This window comes from Klebsiella sp. K5-306 (genome assembly GCF_051835185.1).
Classification (GTDB): Bacteria; Pseudomonadota; Gammaproteobacteria; order Enterobacterales; family Enterobacteriaceae; genus Klebsiella; species Klebsiella oxytoca.
The window spans coordinates 258,829-278,314 of sequence record NZ_JAIFJY010000001.1 but is presented as its reverse complement, the minus strand read 5'-3'; the positions used below and the strand labels follow the sequence as shown (position 1 = coordinate 278,314).

The following is a 19,486-nucleotide window of genomic DNA, read 5'->3' as shown; positions in this document are numbered from 1 at the left end:
GCAGCAAAAATAAGCCGCCTGCTGAAATCACCGCCGAATAGCCGACATAAATTATCATTCTGATATTCCGGATCTGATTTTGAGAAATCTCGCCGAATGATAAAGCGTATTGATTTGAGTTCTCATTTACCCGCTATGGAATTATTCGCCCGGCATCGTCGAGTTTCGACCTGGTTCACAAATTAATTATTTCGCCGCCGCGGTTTGAATAACTGGTGTGATTGTTGCTCCTCTTTCGTTATCCGTCGGGATTATTACCACCGGCAATGTCGATCTTACAATGATATCTAAGGAGAGGGTTATGGGAGATATAATGCGTCCCGTGCCGTTTGAGGAGCTTTTAACGCGCATTTTCGACGAGTATCAGAGTCAGCGGACTATTTTTGGCATTCCCGAGCAACAGTTTTACACGCCGCAGGCGCAGAGGTCGATCGGCGTATTCGGCGAAAGCTGTGCGACGCCGCTCGGCCCGGCAGCAGGGCCGCATACCCAGCTGGCGCAAAACATCATTACCGCATGGCTCACCGGCGGGCGGTTTATCGAGCTGAAAACCGTACAGATCCTTGACCGGCTGGAGCTGGAAAAGCCTTGTATCGATGCCGAAGATGAGTGCTTTAACACCGAATGGTCCACCGAATTTACCCTCAAGAAAGCCTGGGATGAATACCTGAAAGCCTGGTTCACGCTGCATCTGCTCGAGCAGGTCTTTCCGCTGGGCACCCATAAAGAGAGCAAGTCGTTTATTTTCAATATGAGCGTTGGCTACAACCTTGACGGTATTAAACAGCCGCCAATGCAGGAATTTATCGACAATATGATGGACGCCTCCGCCCATCCTAAATTCGCCCAGTACCGCGACACCCTGAACCGCTGGCTGCAAAATAGAACCTTTATCGATCGCCTACCAACATGCGCGCGCAAAGACGCGCTCGATAACCTTGCCCAGCGCGTGCCCGCCAGGCTGGTGGAAGGGGTGACCCTCTCGACGATGCACGGCTGTCCGCCGGATGAGATCGAAGCCATCTGCCGCTATATGCTGACGGAGAAAAACCTCAACACCTTTGTGAAGCTCAATCCGACCCTGCTCGGCTATCCACGCGTACGCCAGATCCTCGACGCCTGCGGCTTCGGCTATATCGGCCTTAGCGAAGAGTCATTTGACCACGACCTTAAGATCGACCGGGCGCTGGAGATGCTGACGCGCCTGATGGCGCTGGCGAAAGAGCGCAGCCTCGGCTTTGGCGTCAAGCTGACCAACACCCTCGGCACCGTCAATAACAAGGGGGCGCTGCCGGGAGATGAAATGTATATGTCCGGCCGCGCCCTGTTCCCGCTATCTATCAACGTGGCCGCCCTGCTCTCGCGGGCGTTTGACGGCAAGCTGCCGATCTCCTATTCCGGCGGCGCCAGCCAGCTGAATATTCGCGAAATTTTCGAAACCGGCATTCGCCCTATCACCATGGCCACCGACCTGCTGAAGCCGGGAGGATATCTGCGCCTGAGCGAGTGCATGCGCGAGCTGGAAAAAGCCGACGGCTGGAACATGACGCAGATCGACGTCGAGCGCCTCAACGCGCTGGCGGAAAAAGCGGTGAGCATGGACTACACCCAGAAACAGTGGAAGCCGGAAGAGCGCATTGATACCGGCGAGCCCCTGCCGCTGCTTGACTGCTACGTCGCCCCCTGCGTAACGGCCTGCGCCATTAAGCAGGATATTCCGGAATATATTCGCCTGCTGGGCGAGCATCGCTACGCCGACGCGCTGGAGCTAATCTATCAGCGTAACGCGTTGCCGGCCATTACCGGCCATATCTGCGACCACCAGTGCCAGTACAACTGTACGCGCCTGGATTACGACAGCGCGCTCAACATTCGTGAGCTGAAAAAAGTGGCGCTGGAGAAAGGCTGGGACGAGTACCGCAGCCGCTGGCACAAACCCGCGGGCTCCGGCTCCCAGCACCCGGTAGCGGTGATCGGCGCAGGCCCTGCGGGTCTCGCCGCCGGATACTTTCTCGCCCGCGCCGGGCATCCGGTCACGGTTTTTGAACGCGAAGCCAACGCCGGGGGCGTGGTGCAGAATATCATTCCGCAGTTCCGCATTCCCGGCGAGCTTATCCAGCACGATATCGATTTTGTCGTCGCCCACGGCGTCAAAATTGAGTACGGCTGCGACCCGCATCTGAGCGTAGAAAAGCTGCAGGCGGAAGGTTTTCGTTATGTGCTGGTCGGCACCGGTACCGATAAAAACAGCGGCGTGAAGCTGCGCGGCGACAACCAGAACGTGCATAAGTCGCTGCAGTTCCTGCGCCAGTTCAACCGCGGCGACCGACTGGATCTGGGCAAACGCGTGGCCGTGGTCGGCGCCGGCAATACCGCGATGGACTGCGCCCGCGCGGCGCTACGCGTTCCGGGCGTGCAGAGCGCAACCATCGTCTATCGCCGTTCTCAACAAGAGATGCCCGCCTGGCGCGAAGAGTACGATGAGGCGCTGCTCGACGGCGTCGACTTCGAGTGGCTATGCAACCCGGAACAGTTTAACGCCGACGGAACGCTCGTCGTACGCGTGATGAAGCTGGGCGAGCCGGATGAGAAAGGCCGCCGCCGTCCGGTAGAAACCGATGAACTTCGCACGCTGAAAGTCGACTCCCTGATTACCGCCATCGGCGAGCAGCAGGACGGCGAAGCGCTGTCGGCAATGGGGATCCCGCTCGACCCGCAGGGCTGGCCGGTGGTCAACGCCGATGGCGAGACCAGCAAGCCGAACGTCTTTCTGATTGGCGACGTTCAGCGCGGCCCCTCTTCTATCGTCTCCGCTATCGGCAACGCGCGGCGGGCCACGGACGTGATCCTGGCGCGGGAAAATATCGCCAGCAGCTACGGGAATAAAGTCTGGAACAATGTCGATCCGGCAAAGGTGTATCAGCGTAAAGGCGCTATCGCCGTCACGCTGGTGGATAAAAACCAGCGCGAGGCTTTTGTCGAGCAGGAAGCCAGCCGCTGCCTGGAGTGCAACTACGTGTGCAGCAAGTGCGTCGACGTCTGTCCAAACCGCGCCAATATTTCCGTGGCCGTCCCGGGGTTCCAGAATCGTTTCCAGACCCTGCACCTGGACGCTTATTGCAACGAATGCGGCAACTGCGCTCAGTTCTGCCCGTGGCAGGGGAAACCGTATAAAGACAAAATCACCGTATTCAGCCTCGAGCAGGATTTTGTCAACAGCACCAATCCGGGCTTCTTCGTCGAGGGCGCCAGCGTCAAAGTGCGTCAGAACGACCAGACGTGGCAGCTGGAAATTAACGACCGCGGCCAGTTTAACGAGGTACCGGCCCAGCTCGACGCCATGTGCCGCATCATAAGCCATATTCATCAGCATCAAAGCTATCTCCTGGGAGGCGTTGAAGTATGAGTATCCTGATCCTGAAAAATGCCACCGCCGCGCAGATCTATCCGGCGAAAGTGTGGGAGAACGTCGATATTGCCATTGAGGATGATAAAATTCTCGCCGTCGGCCCCGGCCTGTGCCAGCGCTATCCGCAGGCGCAGGTGAAAGAGATGCGCGGGCAACTGGTAATGCCCGGCATGGTCTGCTCGCACAATCACTTTTATTCCGGCCTGTCCCGGGGGATTCAGGCTAATATCGCGCCCAGCCCGGACTTTATCTCCACGCTGAAAAACCTGTGGTGGCGCCTTGACCGTGCGCTGGACGAAGAGTCGCTTTTCTACAGCGGGCTGATCTGCGCCATGGAGGCCGTGCGTAGCGGCTGCACGGCGGTTATCGATCATCATGCGTCGCCCCACTATATCGCTGGCTCCCTGAGCCAGCTGCGCAACGCTTTTCTCAAAATCGGGCTGCGCGGGATGACCTGCTTCGAAACGACCGACCGCAACTTTGGCAGCCGCGAGCTGCGCGACAGCGTTGAGGAGAATATTCGCTTTGCCAGAGAGATCGACGCCGCCCGCGAAAAAGGAGAGCAACCTTATCTGGTGGAGGCCCATATCGGCGCCCATGCGCCGTTCACCGTGCCTGATGAAGGCCTGGCGATGCTGCGCGAAGCGCTAAAAGCCACCGGCCGCGGCCTGCATATCCACGCGGCGGAAGACCGCTACGATGTTTCTCACAGCCATCACCTTTACGGCAAGGACCTGCTGGTGCGGCTGGCGGAGTTCGACCTTATCAACAGTAAGACGCTGATTGCTCACGGTCTGTATATCTCCGATGCCGACGTGGAGCTGCTCAATGCGCAGGATGGTTTCCTGGTGCATAACGCGCGCTCCAATATGAACAATCACGTCGGCTACAACCACCGCCTGCCGCAGATCCGTAATCTGGCGCTCGGCACCGACGGCATTGGTTTCGATATGTTCGAGGAGCTGAAGTTTGCCTTCTTTAAACACCGCGACGCCGGCGGGCCGCTGTGGCCGGACAGCTTCGCGAAGGCGCTGAGTAACGGTAATGAACTGTTGAATCGCAACTTCAACGCCCACTTTGGCCGCCTTGAGGCGGGCTATAAAGCGGACCTCACCATTTGCGACTATATGGCGCCGACGCCGCTGATCGCGGAAAATATCGCCGGACATATCGCCTTCGGCCTGGGAGCAAACAGCGTGCGCAGCGTGATGGTGAACGGCGTGATGATCTACGAGGATCGCCAGTTCAGCTTCGACTGCGAGCCGATATTCCGCGAAGCGCAGAAAGTGGCGAAAAAAATGTGGGCGCGAATGGATGCGCTCCCCGCATAGCCCGTGCAAAAATGCTAAGCCGGCCTGACAAGCCGGTTTTTTTTGCAGACAGCGCGCGTGAAATGACCCGGCAGCTTACGCGCCGCCGGGCGCAACGTTTATAGCGACAGCAGCGCGGCAGTAGCGATATTGCGCTGCTTTTGCAGCGCTCTGAGCTGCTCTTCGGTCATGATACTCAGCGCCGCCGTCGGGCAGACATCAACGCAGGCGGGGCCACGCTCGCGGGTACCACAAAGGTCGCACTTGACGATAACCGGCGTCAGACCGGCCTCCACCTCGATGGTAATCGCCCCAAACGGGCAGGCGACAACGCAGCTCTGACAACCAATGCAGCGTCCGCCGTCGGCTTCAACTTTCTCCGCCCCCATACTCAGCGCCCCGGTCGGGCAGGCGCCCACGCAGGGCGCATTCTCGCACTGATGACACATCACCGGCACGCTAAGATCGTCGAGGCGCATCACCTTCAGGCGGGGATGGAACTCCGCCCCCGGCGCCACATGTTCCAGCGCACAGGCAACCTCACAGGTCCTGCAGCCGATGCAGGCCTGCGAACTGGCAACGATAAAACTGGTCATATCTCCTCCCGGGCCCTGAATTGCGTCAACATCTCGCTGGCCGCCTGCCGCCCGGCGACCATGGCGGTAACCACCAGGTCCGCCCCGGTCACGGCGTCGCCGCCAGCAAAGATTTTGTCATGGCTGGTTTGCGTCGTTCCGCGCCCTTTTCCACCGGTGACTATCTGCCCCCAGCGGTCCAGCTTAATGCCGTGGCCGCGTAGCCACGGCATCTCGTGAGCCTGAAAGCCAAACGCCATAATGAGCACATCGGCTTGAAGTTCAAACCCGGAATCCGGGATCGGCTGCGGCCGGCGGCGGCCGTCCGGCCCCGGCTCGCCCATCTTCGTGCGGATCATCTCCACCGCGCAGACCTGCCCCTTACGGTTGAGCTGAATGCGCTGCGGCTGCACGTTAAACTCAAATTTCACGCCCTCTTCCCGCGCGTTCACCACCTCTTTTTTCGATCCGGGCATACTCAGTTCATCGCGACGGTAAGCGCAGGTCACGCTCGCTGCGCCGCGGCGAACGGCGGTGCGCAGACAGTCCATCGCCGTATCTCCCCCGCCAAGCACCACCACGCGTTTCCCCTTGATGTCGGTCAGCGGATACTCGGCGCTCTCTTCAAGCCCCATCACCTCGCGGGTGCTGGCAATCAGGAACGGCAGGGCCTGAATCACGCCGGGGGCGTTCTCTCCCTCCAGACCGGCGGCCATCAGACCGTAGGTGCCCACGCCGAGGAAGACGGCGTCATAGTTTTTCAGCAGATCGGCAAAAGCCACGTCGCGACCCACCTCCTGATTGAGATGAAAATTGACGCCCATGGCGCTAAAAATGTCGCGGCGCATCTCAAGCACCTTTTTATCCAGCTTGAACGGCGGGATACCGAAGGTCAGCAGACCGCCGATCTCCGGATGACGGTCAAAAACGTCAACGTGCACGCCCGCGCGCACGAGAATATCGGCGCAGCCCAAACCGGCAGGCCCGGCGCCGATCACCGCCACCCGCTCCGGTCGCGGGGCCACTTTGTCGATTGTCGGCCGCCAGCCCATCGCCAGCGCGGTATCGGTGATATAGCGCTCAAGGTTGCCAATGGCGACCGAGCCGCCTTCGTTCTTGAGCGTGCAGGCCCCTTCGCACAGCCTGTCCTGTGGACAGACCCGGCCGCAAATCTCCGGCAGGGAGCTGCTCTGATGGCATAACTCCGCCGCCTCGATAATCTTGCCCTCGTTCACCAGGCGAATGAAATCGGGAATATGATTATGTAAAGGACAGGTCCAGTTGCACCATGCCTTCTGCGCGCAGTAGAGACAGCGTTCGCTCTCGTACTCCGCATCGCACTCGCTCAGCGGCTGATAGATTTCCCGGAAGTGCTGCATGCGGTCATCGGCGGGCACTTTTTTTGCGCCAACGCGCGGAGGTTTATTGAGTATCGCCCGACGTCTTACGCCACGAACGGCTTCCAGCGGGGTTTCCAGCGCGGAGCGGATCTGCCGCGCGGTACGCAGCTGGTTAACCGCGGCTTCATCCATCAGACGCAGCGCCTGGGTTGGACAGCTGGCCACGCACGCCTGCTGACCGGAAGGATGCTGACGGCAAAGATCGCATTTCTGCGCCAGCTGCGGCGCGTCGTCATCGTTGGCCACCATCTCAATCGCCCCAAAGGGACAGGCGATGACGCAGTTTTTACAGCCGATGCACAGCGCCTCTGTAAACTGAACGCTGTCGTTGGCTACGATCAGCGCCTGGGTCGGACAAGCGCCGACGCAGGGAGCGTCGTTGCAGTGGCGGCAGGTTGTCGCACTGCTGGCGTTGCGGTGGAAGAACACCCGAATACGCGGCAGAAAGTCGCTGCGCTGCTGGGGCCAGTTGTCCTGGCGATGAGAGGTGACGCAGGCCACTTCACAGGCGTGGCAGCCAATACAGTTTGCAGAATCGGCAACAATAAATTTATTCATTTGCTTCCCTTTATTATTCCAGGACTCACCGGGAAGCGATGCAATAATCAGGCGATTTTTTTCAGGGTATTCATATGCTGTTCATTTTTGCGAGCAGCCTCAAAAAAAAGTGCCCCTCAGCGTAACGGCGAGATAATTATCCACGCGCCCTGAGGGAAGATTATTCGCTGCGTTCTGGATTTAATCATGTTGATAATTCAACGTATCGTACGTAATACCAAAATGAGATTGTCCCTATCTCAATGTGATAGCGCACATTTTTTGCCAACGCGTCTTATTTAAAGATATGGCCCTCAGAGAGATATTCCGCCCTTTTTCCCGTGAGTTATTTCACACAATTCCTCTTCGATTCTCCGGATATTTATTTTTGGCACATCTTACGCATATCACTCAACGTGCGCGCAACACGCTGGTGAACGCATCAGCTCAGGGAGGCAGCGGCCTTCGAATCGTAACTTCGGCTCCGTTCACGTTTATACGGAGTGAAGTCGTACAGGAGATAACAACTTCATGAAAGATATCGCCAATTCCGCCTCACGCAACGGTCATTCAACCGCACCGGTTGATGAGGTTTTACCCGTTACGCAAATGATTCTTTATGGACTACAGCACGTGCTGGTGATGTATGCGGGCGCCGTGGCGGTTCCGCTCGTTGTGGGTAATGCGGTAGGGCTCCCGCCGGAGCACATTATTTTACTGATTAGCGCCGACCTGTTTATCTGCGGCGCGGCCACCATCGTACAGTCGCTGGGGGTCGGTAAGTGGCTCGGCTGTCGGCTGCCGCTAATCCAGGGTTGTACCTTCGCCGCGCTGATCCCGATGGTGTTGATCGGCAAGGAGTATGGGATCGGCGGTATTTCCGGGGCGGTGATCGTCTCCGGTATTTTCATCCTCTGCTGCGCCCCGTGGATTAGCAAGCTCATCCGCTTCTTTCCCAAGGTGGTCATGGGCAGCATCGTCACGCTTATCGGCATGTCTATTATGCCGGTCGCTGGCGGGTGGATCGGCGGCGGCAGCAGCGAGATGAGCGGTTTTGGCGCCCCCTTCTCGCTGCTGATGGCGGCGATTACTCTGGTGATTATTCTTAATATTTACACCTTTGCCTCCGGCGTGGTGAAAAATACGTCGGTACTGATCGGCCTGATTATCGGCACCGTACTCTGGAGCTGCTTTAAGCCTCTCGACTTTAGTCTGGTCCACGCCACACCCTGGCTCCATCTACCGACCCTGATGCCGTTTGCCAAACCTGAATTTCATATTATCCCCGTCGCCCTGCTATCAATGGTCATGGTGGTGGTCATGGTGGAAACCATGTCCTCAATGATGGCGACCGGGGATATCGTCGGGAAAAAAGTTGACGCGAAAATGCTGCGCAACGGCCTTAACACCTGCGGCATCGCGACCACTATCTGCGGCTTTTTTAATCTGTTTCCCTACGCCGCGTTCGCGCAGAACGTCGGCCTGATCGGTTTAACCGGGGTACGCAGCCGCTTTGTGGTGTCGGTCTCCGGTATCATTCTGATTCTGATGGGCGTGTTCTCAAGGATGGCGGCGCTGGTGGTGCTGATACCAAAGCCGATCCTCGGCGGCGCAGGCATCGTCATGTTCGGTATGGTGGCCGTCTCCGGTATTCGTACCCTGGGGCAGGTGAACTATCGCAACAATAATAACGGCATGGTCGTGGCGTTGACCCTCGGCCTCGGCATGATGCCGGTGCTGGTGCCCAATCTGTTTACCCAGTTTCCGCCGATGGTTCAGCTGTTTCTGCACAGCGGGATCACCATCGGTACCCTGACGGCTATCGTCGCCAACCTCACCCTCAACGGCAGCGTACCTTTCCGCGTTAACCACGAAACGCCGGTCCCCGATCCGGCCCCGCCGAGCTCAGCGGCGCGCAATATGGCCGTCAGAACCGTCAGAATGTGGCTCCTGCTGCGCAAAGTTCAGAAGGAGAGACAGCCTGAAGAAGCCCAGGAGGGACAGTAATGCCCACCCGAATCCTGTTTGCCTTGATCACCCTGCTGCTGCTGGCGATACCCGTCGTGCAGCAGGGAATAGCGCAGGGCCTTAGTTGCCGCTTTAGTTATGCCCTGCTGTTCTAAGTTTAAGGACCACTGCTATGAAGAGAGTAACGACCGTCTGCCCCTACTGCGCCTCCGGCTGCAAAATGCAGCTCACGGTAGAGGAGGGAAAAATTACCCGCGCCGACGCCGCGATGGGGAAAAACAATCAGGGCACTCTGTGCCTTAAGGGCTACTACGGCTGGGATTTTATTGACGACCCGCAGATCCTCACGCCGCGCCTGAAAACCCCTATGATCCGCCGCCAGCGCGGCGGCAAACTGGAATCCGTCTCCTGGGACGAAGCGCTCGATTATGTGGCAAATCGCCTCAGCGACATCAAGGCGAAATACGGACCGGACGCGATTCAGACCACCGGCTCTTCGCGCGCCACCGGCAACGAAACCAACTACATCATGCAAAAATTTGCGCGCGCCGTTATTGGTACCAATAACGTCGACTGCTGCGCACGCGTCTGACACGGCCCTTCGGTTGCAGGTCTGCACCAGTCGGTCGGCAACGGCGCAATGAGTAATGCCATCACCGAGATCGATAATACCGATCTGGTGTTTATTTTCGGCTATAACCCGGCGGATTCGCACCCGATCGTGGCGAATCACATCCTCAATGCTAAACGCAACGGGGCCAAAATCATCGTCTGCGATCCGCGCAAAATCGAAACCGCGCGCATTGCCGACCTGCATCTGGCCCTGAAAAACGGTTCCAATATTGCGCTGCTCAACGCCATCGGGCAGGTGATTATTGCAGAGGATCTCTACGATAAATCCTTTGTCGCCGGGCGTTCCGAAGGTTTCGAAGCGTATCGCAAAATCGTCGAAGGCTATACGCCGGAGTCGGTGGAAGCCATCACCGGCGTCAGCGCCAGGCAGATTCGCGAATGCGCGCGGCTGTATGCCACCGCCGGAAACGCCATGATTCTGTGGGGAATGGGCGTGACCCAGTTCTGGCAGGGCGTCGAAACGGTGCGTTCCCTGACCAGCCTGGCGATCCTCACTGGCAATCTGGGGAAACCGCACGTCGGCGTTAATCCGGTACGCGGCCAGAATAACGTCCAGGGCGCCTGCGACATGGGGGCGCTGCCGGACACCTATCCCGGCTATCAGTACGTAAAATTTTCGGAGAATCGGCAAAAGTTCGCCAAAGCCTGGGGCGTCGGGAGCCTGCCGGAGAACCCTGGCTACCGCATCAGCGAGCTGCCGCACCGCGTAGCGCACGGCGAAGTGCGGGCGGCGTATATCATGGGAGAGGATCCGCTCCAGACCGATGCCGAGCTTTCCGCCGTGCGTCAGGCCTTCGAAGAGATGGAGCTGGTCATCGTCCAGGATATCTTTATGACCAAAACCGCCGCGGCGGCCGATGTGATTCTGCCCTCGACCTCATGGGGCGAGCATGAAGGCGTCTATACCGCAGCGGACCGCGGCTTCCAGCGGTTTTTCAAGGCGGTAGAGCCGAAGTGGGATCTGAAAACCGACTGGCAGATCATCTGTGAGATCGCCACCCGTATGGGTTATCCGATGAAGTACGACAACACCCAGCAGATCTGGGATGAACTCCGCCACCTGTGCCCCAATTTCTTCGGCGCGACCTACGAGAAAATGGGGGAACTGGGCTACGTGCAGTGGCCGTGTCGCGACGAGTCGGAGGCGGACCAGGGCACTTCGTATCTGTTTGCGGAACGTTTCTCCACCCCGAACGGGCTGGCGCAGTTCTTCACCTGCGAATGGCAAGCGCCGATCGATAAGCTGAGCGACGAGTATCCACTGGTGCTCTCCACGGTGCGCGAAGTGGGCCACTACTCCTGCCGTTCGATGACCGGCAACTGCGCGGCGCTGGCCAAACTGGCGGACGAACCGGGCTACATCCAGATCAACACCGCCGACGCAAAACGTCTCGGCATTGAGGACGAAGAACTGGTGTGGGTTAACTCGCGCAAAGGCAAGGTGATTTCCCGGGCGAAGATCAGCGACAGGCCGAATAAAGGGGCCGTCTATATGACCTATCAATGGTGGATCGGCGCCTGCAACGAGCTGGTCACCGAGAATCTCAGCCCGATAACCAAAACCCCGGAGTACAAGTACTGCGCCGTTAACGTTGAGCGCATTGCCGATCGGCAAGCCGCCGAAAGGTACGTCATTGAGGAATACAGCAAGCTGAAAGCCCGCCTGCGCGAAAGCGCCGCGGGGTAAAAATATCGCCCCGGCGGTCAATCCCCGGGGCGATATTGTCTCTGCTTATTTTTTCTGGTGACGTCCATCAACGCTATCCGACAGCCGTCAGATCCTTGCGGCAGCGGCGCGCGACCGCAAGATACTGCTGCGGAGTGTCTACATCCCAGTGAATTCCCTGATTCTCCACCGGGATAACGCGCACTGCCATCTGACCGATGACCTCCCTCAGGGTGACCTCTTCCGCCGCGTGGTTAATCAAAGATATCGCCCGCTGCGGCAGAAGTACCGGGTGGCCTTTACCGCGATCGTAAGCCGGAATGAGGCAGCTTTCCGCGTCGGCGTTGGCCCATAGCCTGCGGTACACGCCCGGCGTGACCTCCGGCATATCGCCCAGCGCCAGAAAGAAACGCGAAGCGCGGATATGGCTCACCCCGCACTGAATCGAAGAGAACATGCCCTCCTGATATCGCGGGTTAAAGACCACCTCAACGCCCGGATGGTCCTGATAGCACGCGGCCAACTCATCGCCGCGAAACCCCGTGACCAGCACCACCCGATCGCAGAACGCCAGGGCGCTGGCAAGGGCGCTATCCAGAATCGTTCCTTCGCCCCACGGCATCATCATTTTCCACTTGCCCATGCGGCTTGAGAGCCCGGCGGCCAGCATAATGCACTGCTTATCGACTTTTTTGCTCATTGTCATCCTCCTCCTGCAGCCGAAAAAGCGCCGCCGTCAACTGGCGACGGCGGCGCTTACGATGGTCAGGATTTCAGCACGGCTTTAATCGAGGTGATGATCGGCTGATATCCCGTACAGCGGCAGATATTCCCTTCCAGCGCCTCTTTCAGCTCATCGTCGCTGGGGGCCGGGTTGGCATCCAGCAGCGCTTTAGCGCTCATCAATACGCCGGGGGTGCAGAAGCCGCACTGAACGCCGCCGTGACGAATAAAGGCATTCTGCAATTTTTTGCCGACCGGATCGTGATGCAGCGCTTCGACGGTGGTGACCTCCGCCCCGTTGCACTGGGCGGCCAGCAGCAGGCAGGAGCAGACCGATTTTCCGTCCAGAATGACGGTGCAGGCGCCGCACTCACCCACCGAACAGCCCTCTTTGGTGCCGGTTAACTTGAGATCTTCACGTAGAAAATCGATCAGGCGGACATTGTCTTTAACATCGCGGGCAATGCGGATGCCATTCACTTTTAGCTCAATATGGTTCATGTTCATGGCTCCTTATTTCTTCTGCTCTGTCATGACTTCCTGCAGCATCTGCCGGAACATATCGATAAATACGGGGACTTTATAGGGGGCTGACCAGCGTCCGCCGATGGCTTTTTCTACCTTGTCGTGAAGCACGCCTGCCGCATAGTCGATGGCGGCGGCGTCTAGCGTCTTACCGGTGAGCGCCTGCTCAACCTCAGTCAGCCGCTGCGGTTTAGCCATCAGCGCGCCATCCACCAGACGGCACAGGCGAACCACGCCCTTATCGACCATGAACTGCCCGGTTAAGCTCTGGCGCGTAATGTTCAACGCATTGCGTCGGCCAAGCTGCAGATAGCGATTGATCAGCGGTTGCTGCGTCGGCGCCGGCAGGATAAAGCGGACCACCAGCTCATCGGGTTCAAGAAGGGTGCGATAGCCGCCCACGACGAATTCGCTGACCGGCATCCGGCGCGTTCCGCGCGCGCTGCGCAGCTCGACTTCCGCATCATAGATAATGAGCGGCGGCATGGAGTCCGCGCACGGGGCGGCGTTGACGATATTGCCGCCGATCGTTGCCCGATTGCGCAGCTGCAGGGAGCCGACGGTTTTACAGGCAGTGACCAGTAGCGGATAGCGTTGCTGAATCAACGGATGCTTAACCAGATCGGTAAAGCAGACGCCGGAACCAATTGAGACGCCACCCTCAACGTCAAAAATCTCCTTCAGCTCCGCCAGCCCGGCAATATTAACAAGCGGCACTTCGCCGGACAGCATCCGGGCCTGAACCAGCACATCGGTACCGCCGGCAATAGGCATTGCCCCCTTCTCGGCCATCAGCGTCAGAGCCTCTTTCAGGGTTTGCGGGACGCTCAGCGACAGGGTGTTGAGGCGGTGAACCTGTTTCTTATCGCCCGATTCCAGCATCTGCTCGCTCTGGCGTTCCGGCTTCTTAAGGTTATAGCCGAGGCGAACCTGTTCAAGCGTCAGCGGCAGGGTCCGGTTGGGTCGGTCGATGGCGAAGCTCACCGCGTTGTTGAGGGCCGCAGCGCCCAGTTCGAGCACCGGTTCGCCGATAACCTTCGCCCCCATCGGGCCCGCTTTATCATAGTTTTCCACCGCGATGATATCGATGTGCGGCATATCCTTGATGGTCGGCAGCAGATAGGTATCGAAGTTTTCCGATTTCACCACGCCGTGCTCGGTGTTGAAATCCTCCAGCATGCCGTAGCCGATCATCCCCTGCAGCACGCCGCCGTAAACCTGGCCGCTAAAGCCAACCGGGTTAATGACTTTTCCCACATCGTGAGTGGCGACGACGTTATTGACGGTAATTTTACCGGTGCGCATATCCACCGCCACGTCGGCCAGCTGGCAGCCGTACACCCAGGTGAAATAGGGGCTGCCGCAGCCTTTCTCTTCATCCCAGTGAATATTCGGCGCCACGTGCCAGCCGTAGGCGGAGAGGTTTGCCCCGGTAGCCCGGGTCATATCGCACACCTGCTGGAAACTGAGACTCAGCTCCGGGTTGTGGCGGTTGAACACTTTGCCATTTTGCCAGGCAATATCGTCAATGCTCTGCGCTTTTAGCGTTTCCCTGACGGCGTCCGCCATGCGTTGTTTAATTTTGTTCGCCGCGCTCAGAATCGCCTGCCCGCCCATCAGGGTATCGCGCGAAGCGACCGTTGAGCCGCCGTCGGCGATCATCGCGGTGGCCGGTTCGCTAAACATCACCCGATCGAGCGCAATACCGAACGCTTCCGCCGCCAGCAGCGACATGGTGGTCTGCAGCCCCTGCCCGTTCTCGGATACCGAAGTGGAAATGTTCACGCTGGCGTCGGCATTCACCTGAATCAGGGCCGAGGACGCATCCAGCCCCTCCGCCCCCAGAGAGCAGCCGCGATGGCTCAGTGCGAAGCCGATCCCGTAGCGAATCGGGCCGCCTTCCGCGTTAAGTTTTTTATAGTGCTCGCGTTTGGCCTCGTATTCGGCCTTGAGCAGCGTCTTCTCCAGCACCTCCTGCGCGGAGACGGTATGTTCGCTGAAGACCTGCCCGGCCATGCTGGTATCGCCCTGTTTGAGAATATTGCGCAAACGGAATTCGACGGGCGACAGTCCCAGTTCGCCCGCCACGTCATCCATCAGCGATTCGTTGGCGAAAATGACCTGCGGCGCGCCGTAGCCGCGGTAGGCCGAGGTGTAGTTGTTGTTGGTATACACCCCCACCAGATCGACGCGCACGTTAGGAATATTATAGGGGCCCGCCGCCTGGACGGAACTGCGCCAGGTGACAAACACCGTCTGGCCGCAGTAGCTGCCGCCATCGGCGATGATGTCAATTTTAATCGCCTGAATACGCGCGTCGTCGTCCACGCCAATGCGGTATTTCATCTTATAAGGATGGCGCTTGTAGCTCTCGCGCATCGACTGTTCACGGTTATAGGAGATCTTAACCGGCCGTCCGGTCAGGTGCACCAGCAGCGCCGCGCGGCAGGAGACATTATCGATAATGTCATCCTTACCGCCGAAGGAGCCGCCGAGGACCGAACGCTTAATATTGACTTTCGCCTGGGGCAGGTCGAGATATTTGGCAATCACCGCCCGGGTGCGGTGAGCGTTCTGAATCGACCCTTCAATGGTCATGATCTGTTCATTATTGTCCAGATAGGCAGTAATGGACTCCGGCTCAATATAGCCATGCTCCTGAAAACCCACTTCATATTCACGTTCAAAGATATGGGTGGAGGCGGCAAAGCCGGCTTCTATATCGCCCTTCGCCGTGTGGTGGCGATTGATGATATTGCTATCGAGTTCGCTGTGGATAAGGCGCGCCCCGGGCTTCATGGCCTCTTCCGGCGAAGTAATCGGTTCCCACGGGGTATAGGTGATTTTGATTTTATCGACGGCAATGCAGGCCGCCTCATAGGATTCCGCCGCCACGACGGCTACCACGTCGCCGCGGTAGGCGATCTCCTTGTCAATAATCGGCGGATGATCGGGAACAATCGCCCCCAGTTTGCGCTGGCCGGGTATATCGTCCCAGGTGGCGATGCACACGACCCCCGGGACTTTTTCCGCCTCCGACAGGTCTAGAGAATCAATACGCCCGGCAGGGATATCGACGTAGCGGCATACGCCATACAGCATATTATTCATGGTGATGTCATCGCCGTAGACAGCTTTACCCGTCACCTTGGCGAGCCCGTCTACGCGGGGCACCTCACTGCCAACAAGCACTGTATCCATATTATTCAGTCTCCACTCACAAAGAAAGATGACTGAATAAAGCAATGGCTATGCCACCTATAAATAAAGGGTTATTTGAGGGTAAGTTATGTGAAGCATCTCTAAAAAAACCTGCCGCTGAAATAATATGACATGGATAAGCCTGCCGGGTAATTATCAAAAAGAGAACAGGCGTATCACTATGATAATCGGTTGTTCTCAATTCTCTTTCCCGGAGCCGCCCCGCCGCTAATCATTGACGACATACATAGATCTCAGCCTTCGCTTGCGGTCAAAAAGCGGACTCAGGAGGTTAAGCCGTGAATGTTAACGCTCGCCACGGCAGCAGCTTTTTGCCATCAAATTTCGAATAAAAATTAAAATAATTTCAATAATGGAATTTAAATTCCATAAAATATGCGGCAAACAAATGTGATATATATCATAATTTTAACAATACATCGGCATACTGATAGCTACACCCCCCATTTGCGAGCTAAAAAATTACTCTATATATCAGATGATTATAAACAAAGCCCTTGTATAAACAAGGCTGATACACTTGCCTCACAAAACACACTCGAAACAAAACTTTCAAAATGTGATCTGTTTGCATTTTTATTTCAATTATTGCGTCAATAATAACGTCTCACTAAACGCACTCTGCCCGCCTTAATGGCGCAGCAGAAATCCTAACCCCCCGGAGGATGCAATGAAGGAAGTGAGATCAGGATTTATCAGAACCGTTTATATTGGCCCACCCCTTTTCCACCCTCACGCTGCCGGGGACTTTCTGAACGTCGACCATCCCGGAGGACCCAGCCCCGCATCTACCGATGATTCATCATTAATCAAAAAGAAACCTCTTTGATCGGTTTTATTTAGCGCATAGCAATCGCGCTAAATAGTTGCACTAAGAACAAAAAATTATTTCATCCCGACCGTGCTTCGCTTGGCGCAAAGGCAGGCCATGACGGGGATGGGATGACACGTTTTTATCTCGTGCCGTTAATCAAAACAAAAGGTATAAAAATGTCTCTTATTATGAATCTGAACCTACAGCAGAGAAAACGACTACACCAGATAACCCTGGTTGCGACATTTGGCGGCCTGTTATTCGGTTATGACACCGGCGTTATTAATGGCGCATTTTCCTCTCTGAAACAATATATGGCGTTGACGCCGACCACTGAAGGTCTGGTCATGAGCGTATTGCTGATCGGCGCTGCGCTAGGCAGCGTGTTCGGGGGAAAATTCGCCGATTTCTTTGGCAGAAGAAAATACCTGCTTTTTTTATCCTTTATTTTTTTCATCGGCGCACTGATGTCCGCTCTGGCGCCAGATATCACCGTACTGCTTATTTCACGTTTCATCCTCGGCTATGCCGTCGGCGGCGCTTCGGTCACCGCCCCCACCTTTATATCTGAAGTCGCGCCAACGGAAATGCGCGGAAAACTCACTGGCTTAAATGAAGTCGCGATTGTCATCGGCCAGTTAGCCGCATTTGCCATCAACGCCATTATTGGCATCCTCTGGGGCCATCTGCCCGACGTCTGGCGCTATATGCTGATGGTACAGACCATTCCCGCTATCTGCCTGTTTATCGGCATGCTGCGTTCGCCGGAAAGCCCTCGCTGGCTCGTTAGCAAAAACCGCCATGAAGAAGCGCTGGAAATTTTAAAGCAAATCCGCCCGCTTGAACGCGCAACCAAAGAATTCAACGATATCACCACCTTAATTAAGGCCGAAGCCGATAAAAAGCTCCATTCGCAAAACGCCTTTATCACCATCCTTCAGACGCCATGGATTTTCAAACTCCTGCTGGTAGGGGTGATTTGGGCGGCGCTGCAGCAGACCACCGGGGTCAACGTCATCATGTACTATGGCACTGAGATCCTGAGCAGCGCCGGATTCTCCGAAAGAACCTCCCTCATCTGCAACGTACTCAATGGCGTGTTCTCCGTCGGCGGCATGTTATTTGGCGTTCTGTTCCTGGTCGATCGTTTTAAGCGTAAAACCATCATTATTTATGGTTTCGCGATCATGGCTACCCTGCACCTTATCATTGCCGGCGTAGACTACACCCTGGTCGGCGACATCAAAGCCACGGCCATCTGGCTGCTCGGCGCGATGTTCGTTGGCGTAATGCAGGGGACGATGGGCTTTATCACTTGGGTGGTGCTGGCGGAACTCTTTCCGCTCAAGTTCCGCGGACTGTCGATGGGCATATCGGTATTTTTCATGTGGGTGATGAACGCCATCGTCAGCTATCTGTTCCCATTATTGCAGGCCAAGCTCGGGTTAGGCCCGGTGTTCCTGATTTTTGCCGCTATTAACTACCTGGCGATTATTTTTGTCGTCACGGCGCTACCTGAAACATCAAATAAATCGCTGGAGCAGCTGGAAGAAGAGCTGTCGGCCAATAAATCTTCAGCACGACTCAATGCAGCAACAAAGGAAAGCGGATTATGATCGATAACATTACGCAAGATAATCTTCATCTGTCATGCCGGGCGAAAAATAAAGCGGAAGTGCTGGCGATGATTGGCGCTGACTTTAAGGCCAGGGGTTATGTCAGTGAAGATTGCGTGGCCTTTCTTGCTGAAAGAGAGCGCCAGGTCTCCACCTTTTTAGGTAACGGCATTACGCTGCCGCATCTGCCTAAATCAGCCACAAACATCATAGTTAAAACCGGCGTTGAGATTTATCAGTTCCCTGACGGCGTAATCTGGGACAGAAATAACGTCATGTTCATTGCCATTGGCGTGATTGCTAAAGAGAGTGAGCACATTGATGTGCTAAGAGAAGTCGCGTCAATCTTTAGCGATGAAGTTATCGCCAGAGCGCTGTCATTGATTGCCAATAAAGCGGACTTTTTAAGGATCCTCCAGCAAAACCAATAAGCACGGCGCGCTACCGAAAGTCGTCAGATAAAAGCCTGCTTGTAAGCAGGCTTTTGTTTATTATGGCGTGAGGTAAAGCGTGTTTATTGCGAGCGATCAGCTGCCTTTATAGGTGGAATAGCCATACTGGCTGAGCAGCAAAGGAATATGTAGCTTTTCATTGGTGCGCGTCACGGTAAAGAGAACCGGGATCTCCGGGAAAAATGAGGCCAGTTTCTGCTTATTGAAGTCATCGCCAGTTTTGAAGGTCACTTTGTAAATCCCCGGCTGCATATCCCCTTCTGCCGGATACAGCGATTTAATTCGGCCATCGTTGTCGGTTACGCCGCTTGCAAGCTCGGTCCATTTATTCGCCTGCTGTTTTTCCAGGGTCACCGTCACGCCCGAGGAAGGCAGCCCGGTTTGCTGATTGAGAATATGTACGCTGAGCGTCCCGGTGGGAGCACTAAACGCTGCGGGGATGAAAGACATAGCAGATAACAGAACCAGACCGGATAATTTTTTCACAATGTTTTCCTGTTGCGGATAATAACAATTAAACGTTAGCAGCTGGGCTGTGAAAATATATTCAATTTTTCGTGATAAACGCGGTTATGGAAACAAGCGCAGAATGCTATTCGTCCCGGGGACGATAGATTTTTCTGAATATAACCTCAA

General features: G+C 56.3%; 12 protein-coding genes. 6 read left to right on the top strand and 6 right to left on the bottom strand.

All coding sequences use genetic code 11. The features are described from left to right. Window positions 1–301 precede the first annotated feature (301 nt). Both ygfK and ssnA read left to right on the top strand, forming a co-directional pair. Complete coding sequence (gene ygfK, locus K2184_RS01330; protein WP_064383037.1) at window positions 302–3,406, top strand: putative selenate reductase subunit YgfK; 3,105 nt, start codon at window positions 302–304, stop codon at window positions 3,404–3,406. A gap of 2 nt (window positions 3,407–3,408) precedes the next feature. Further along, on the top strand, window positions 3,409–4,740 hold the full coding sequence (ssnA, locus tag K2184_RS01325) for a putative aminohydrolase SsnA (protein ID WP_196552946.1): 1,332 nt from the start codon (window positions 3,409–3,411) through the stop codon (window positions 4,738–4,740). Between the two features lie 98 nt (window positions 4,741–4,838). On the opposite strand, the gene K2184_RS01320 is transcribed toward ssnA, so the two are convergent. Then, a complete protein-coding gene (locus K2184_RS01320; protein ID WP_004103174.1) occupies window positions 4,839–5,315 on the bottom strand; it encodes a 4Fe-4S dicluster domain-containing protein in 477 nt (158 codons plus the stop codon). Then, window positions 5,312–7,252: a formate-dependent uric acid utilization protein YgfT gene (gene ygfT, locus K2184_RS01315; RefSeq protein WP_163524878.1), complete on the bottom strand. Its 1,941-nt coding sequence runs from the start codon at window positions 7,250–7,252 to the stop codon at window positions 5,312–5,314. The genes K2184_RS01320 and ygfT overlap by 4 nt, the downstream gene beginning before the upstream one ends. 510 nt (window positions 7,253–7,762) lie before the next feature. On the opposite strand from ygfT, the gene K2184_RS01310 reads away from it, so the two are divergent. Further along, window positions 7,763–9,238, top strand: a complete 1,476-nt coding sequence (locus K2184_RS01310) for a nucleobase:cation symporter-2 family protein (RefSeq protein WP_004103176.1) — start codon at window positions 7,763–7,765, stop codon at window positions 9,236–9,238. A gap of 133 nt (window positions 9,239–9,371) precedes the next feature. After that, window positions 9,372–11,519, top strand: a complete 2,148-nt coding sequence (gene fdhF, locus K2184_RS01305) for a formate dehydrogenase subunit alpha (RefSeq protein WP_163524876.1) — start codon at window positions 9,372–9,374, stop codon at window positions 11,517–11,519. A 73-nt stretch (window positions 11,520–11,592) separates the two neighbouring features. Here fdhF and K2184_RS01300 read toward each other — a convergent pair whose 3' ends face one another. The 3 genes from K2184_RS01300 to K2184_RS01290 all read right to left on the bottom strand — a co-directional run bounded on the left by K2184_RS01300 (window position 11,593) and on the right by K2184_RS01290 (window position 15,947). After that, window positions 11,593–12,198, bottom strand: coding sequence for a nucleotidyltransferase family protein (locus K2184_RS01300; RefSeq protein ID WP_004113683.1), 606 nt, complete (start codon window positions 12,196–12,198; stop codon window positions 11,593–11,595). Between the two features lie 65 nt (window positions 12,199–12,263). Further along, the gene (locus K2184_RS01295) at window positions 12,264–12,722 is read right to left on the bottom strand and encodes a (2Fe-2S)-binding protein (RefSeq protein ID WP_004103181.1); all 459 of its coding nucleotides are present in this window, start codon (window positions 12,720–12,722) and stop codon (window positions 12,264–12,266) included. 12 nt (window positions 12,723–12,734) lie between these two features. Continuing rightward, complete coding sequence (locus K2184_RS01290; protein WP_163524874.1) at window positions 12,735–15,947, bottom strand: molybdopterin cofactor-binding domain-containing protein; 3,213 nt, start codon at window positions 15,945–15,947, stop codon at window positions 12,735–12,737. 1,011 nt (window positions 15,948–16,958) lie between these two features. Between K2184_RS01290 and K2184_RS01285 the strand changes: the two genes are divergently transcribed. Both K2184_RS01285 and K2184_RS01280 read left to right on the top strand, forming a co-directional pair. Beyond that, window positions 16,959–18,398, top strand: coding sequence for a sugar porter family MFS transporter (locus K2184_RS01285; RefSeq protein ID WP_004113687.1), 1,440 nt, complete (start codon window positions 16,959–16,961; stop codon window positions 18,396–18,398). Beyond that, window positions 18,395–18,829: a PTS sugar transporter subunit IIA gene (locus K2184_RS01280; RefSeq protein WP_004103186.1), complete on the top strand. Its 435-nt coding sequence runs from the start codon at window positions 18,395–18,397 to the stop codon at window positions 18,827–18,829. Before K2184_RS01285 ends, K2184_RS01280 begins: the two co-directional genes overlap by 4 nt. Window positions 18,830–18,925: 96 nt before the next feature. On the opposite strand, the gene uraH is transcribed toward K2184_RS01280, so the two are convergent. After that, the gene (gene uraH, locus K2184_RS01275; protein WP_029779342.1) at window positions 18,926–19,300 is read right to left on the bottom strand and encodes a hydroxyisourate hydrolase; all 375 of its coding nucleotides are present in this window, start codon (window positions 19,298–19,300) and stop codon (window positions 18,926–18,928) included. Between the last annotated feature and the right edge of the window lie 186 nt (window positions 19,301–19,486).

Excerpts from the sequence above, each read along its gene's own strand:
- ygfK (WP_064383037.1), top strand. The coding sequence starts at position 302 with ATGGGAGATATAATGCGTCCCGTGCCGTTTGAGGAGCTTTTAACGCGC.
- K2184_RS01320 (WP_004103174.1), bottom strand. The coding sequence starts at position 5,315 with ATGACCAGTTTTATCGTTGCCAGTTCGCAGGCCTGCATCGGCTGCAGG.
- ygfT (WP_163524878.1), bottom strand. The coding sequence starts at position 7,252 with ATGAATAAATTTATTGTTGCCGATTCTGCAAACTGTATTGGCTGCCAC.
- K2184_RS01310 (WP_004103176.1), top strand. The coding sequence starts at position 7,763 with ATGAAAGATATCGCCAATTCCGCCTCACGCAACGGTCATTCAACCGCA.
- K2184_RS01300 (WP_004113683.1), bottom strand. The coding sequence starts at position 12,198 with ATGAGCAAAAAAGTCGATAAGCAGTGCATTATGCTGGCCGCCGGGCTC.
- K2184_RS01295 (WP_004103181.1), bottom strand. The coding sequence starts at position 12,722 with ATGAACCATATTGAGCTAAAAGTGAATGGCATCCGCATTGCCCGCGAT.
- K2184_RS01290 (WP_163524874.1), bottom strand. The coding sequence starts at position 15,947 with ATGGATACAGTGCTTGTTGGCAGTGAGGTGCCCCGCGTAGACGGGCTC.
- K2184_RS01285 (WP_004113687.1), top strand. The coding sequence starts at position 16,959 with ATGTCTCTTATTATGAATCTGAACCTACAGCAGAGAAAACGACTACAC.
- K2184_RS01280 (WP_004103186.1), top strand. The coding sequence starts at position 18,395 with ATGATCGATAACATTACGCAAGATAATCTTCATCTGTCATGCCGGGCG.
- uraH (WP_029779342.1), bottom strand. The coding sequence starts at position 19,300 with ATGTCTTTCATCCCCGCAGCGTTTAGTGCTCCCACCGGGACGCTCAGC.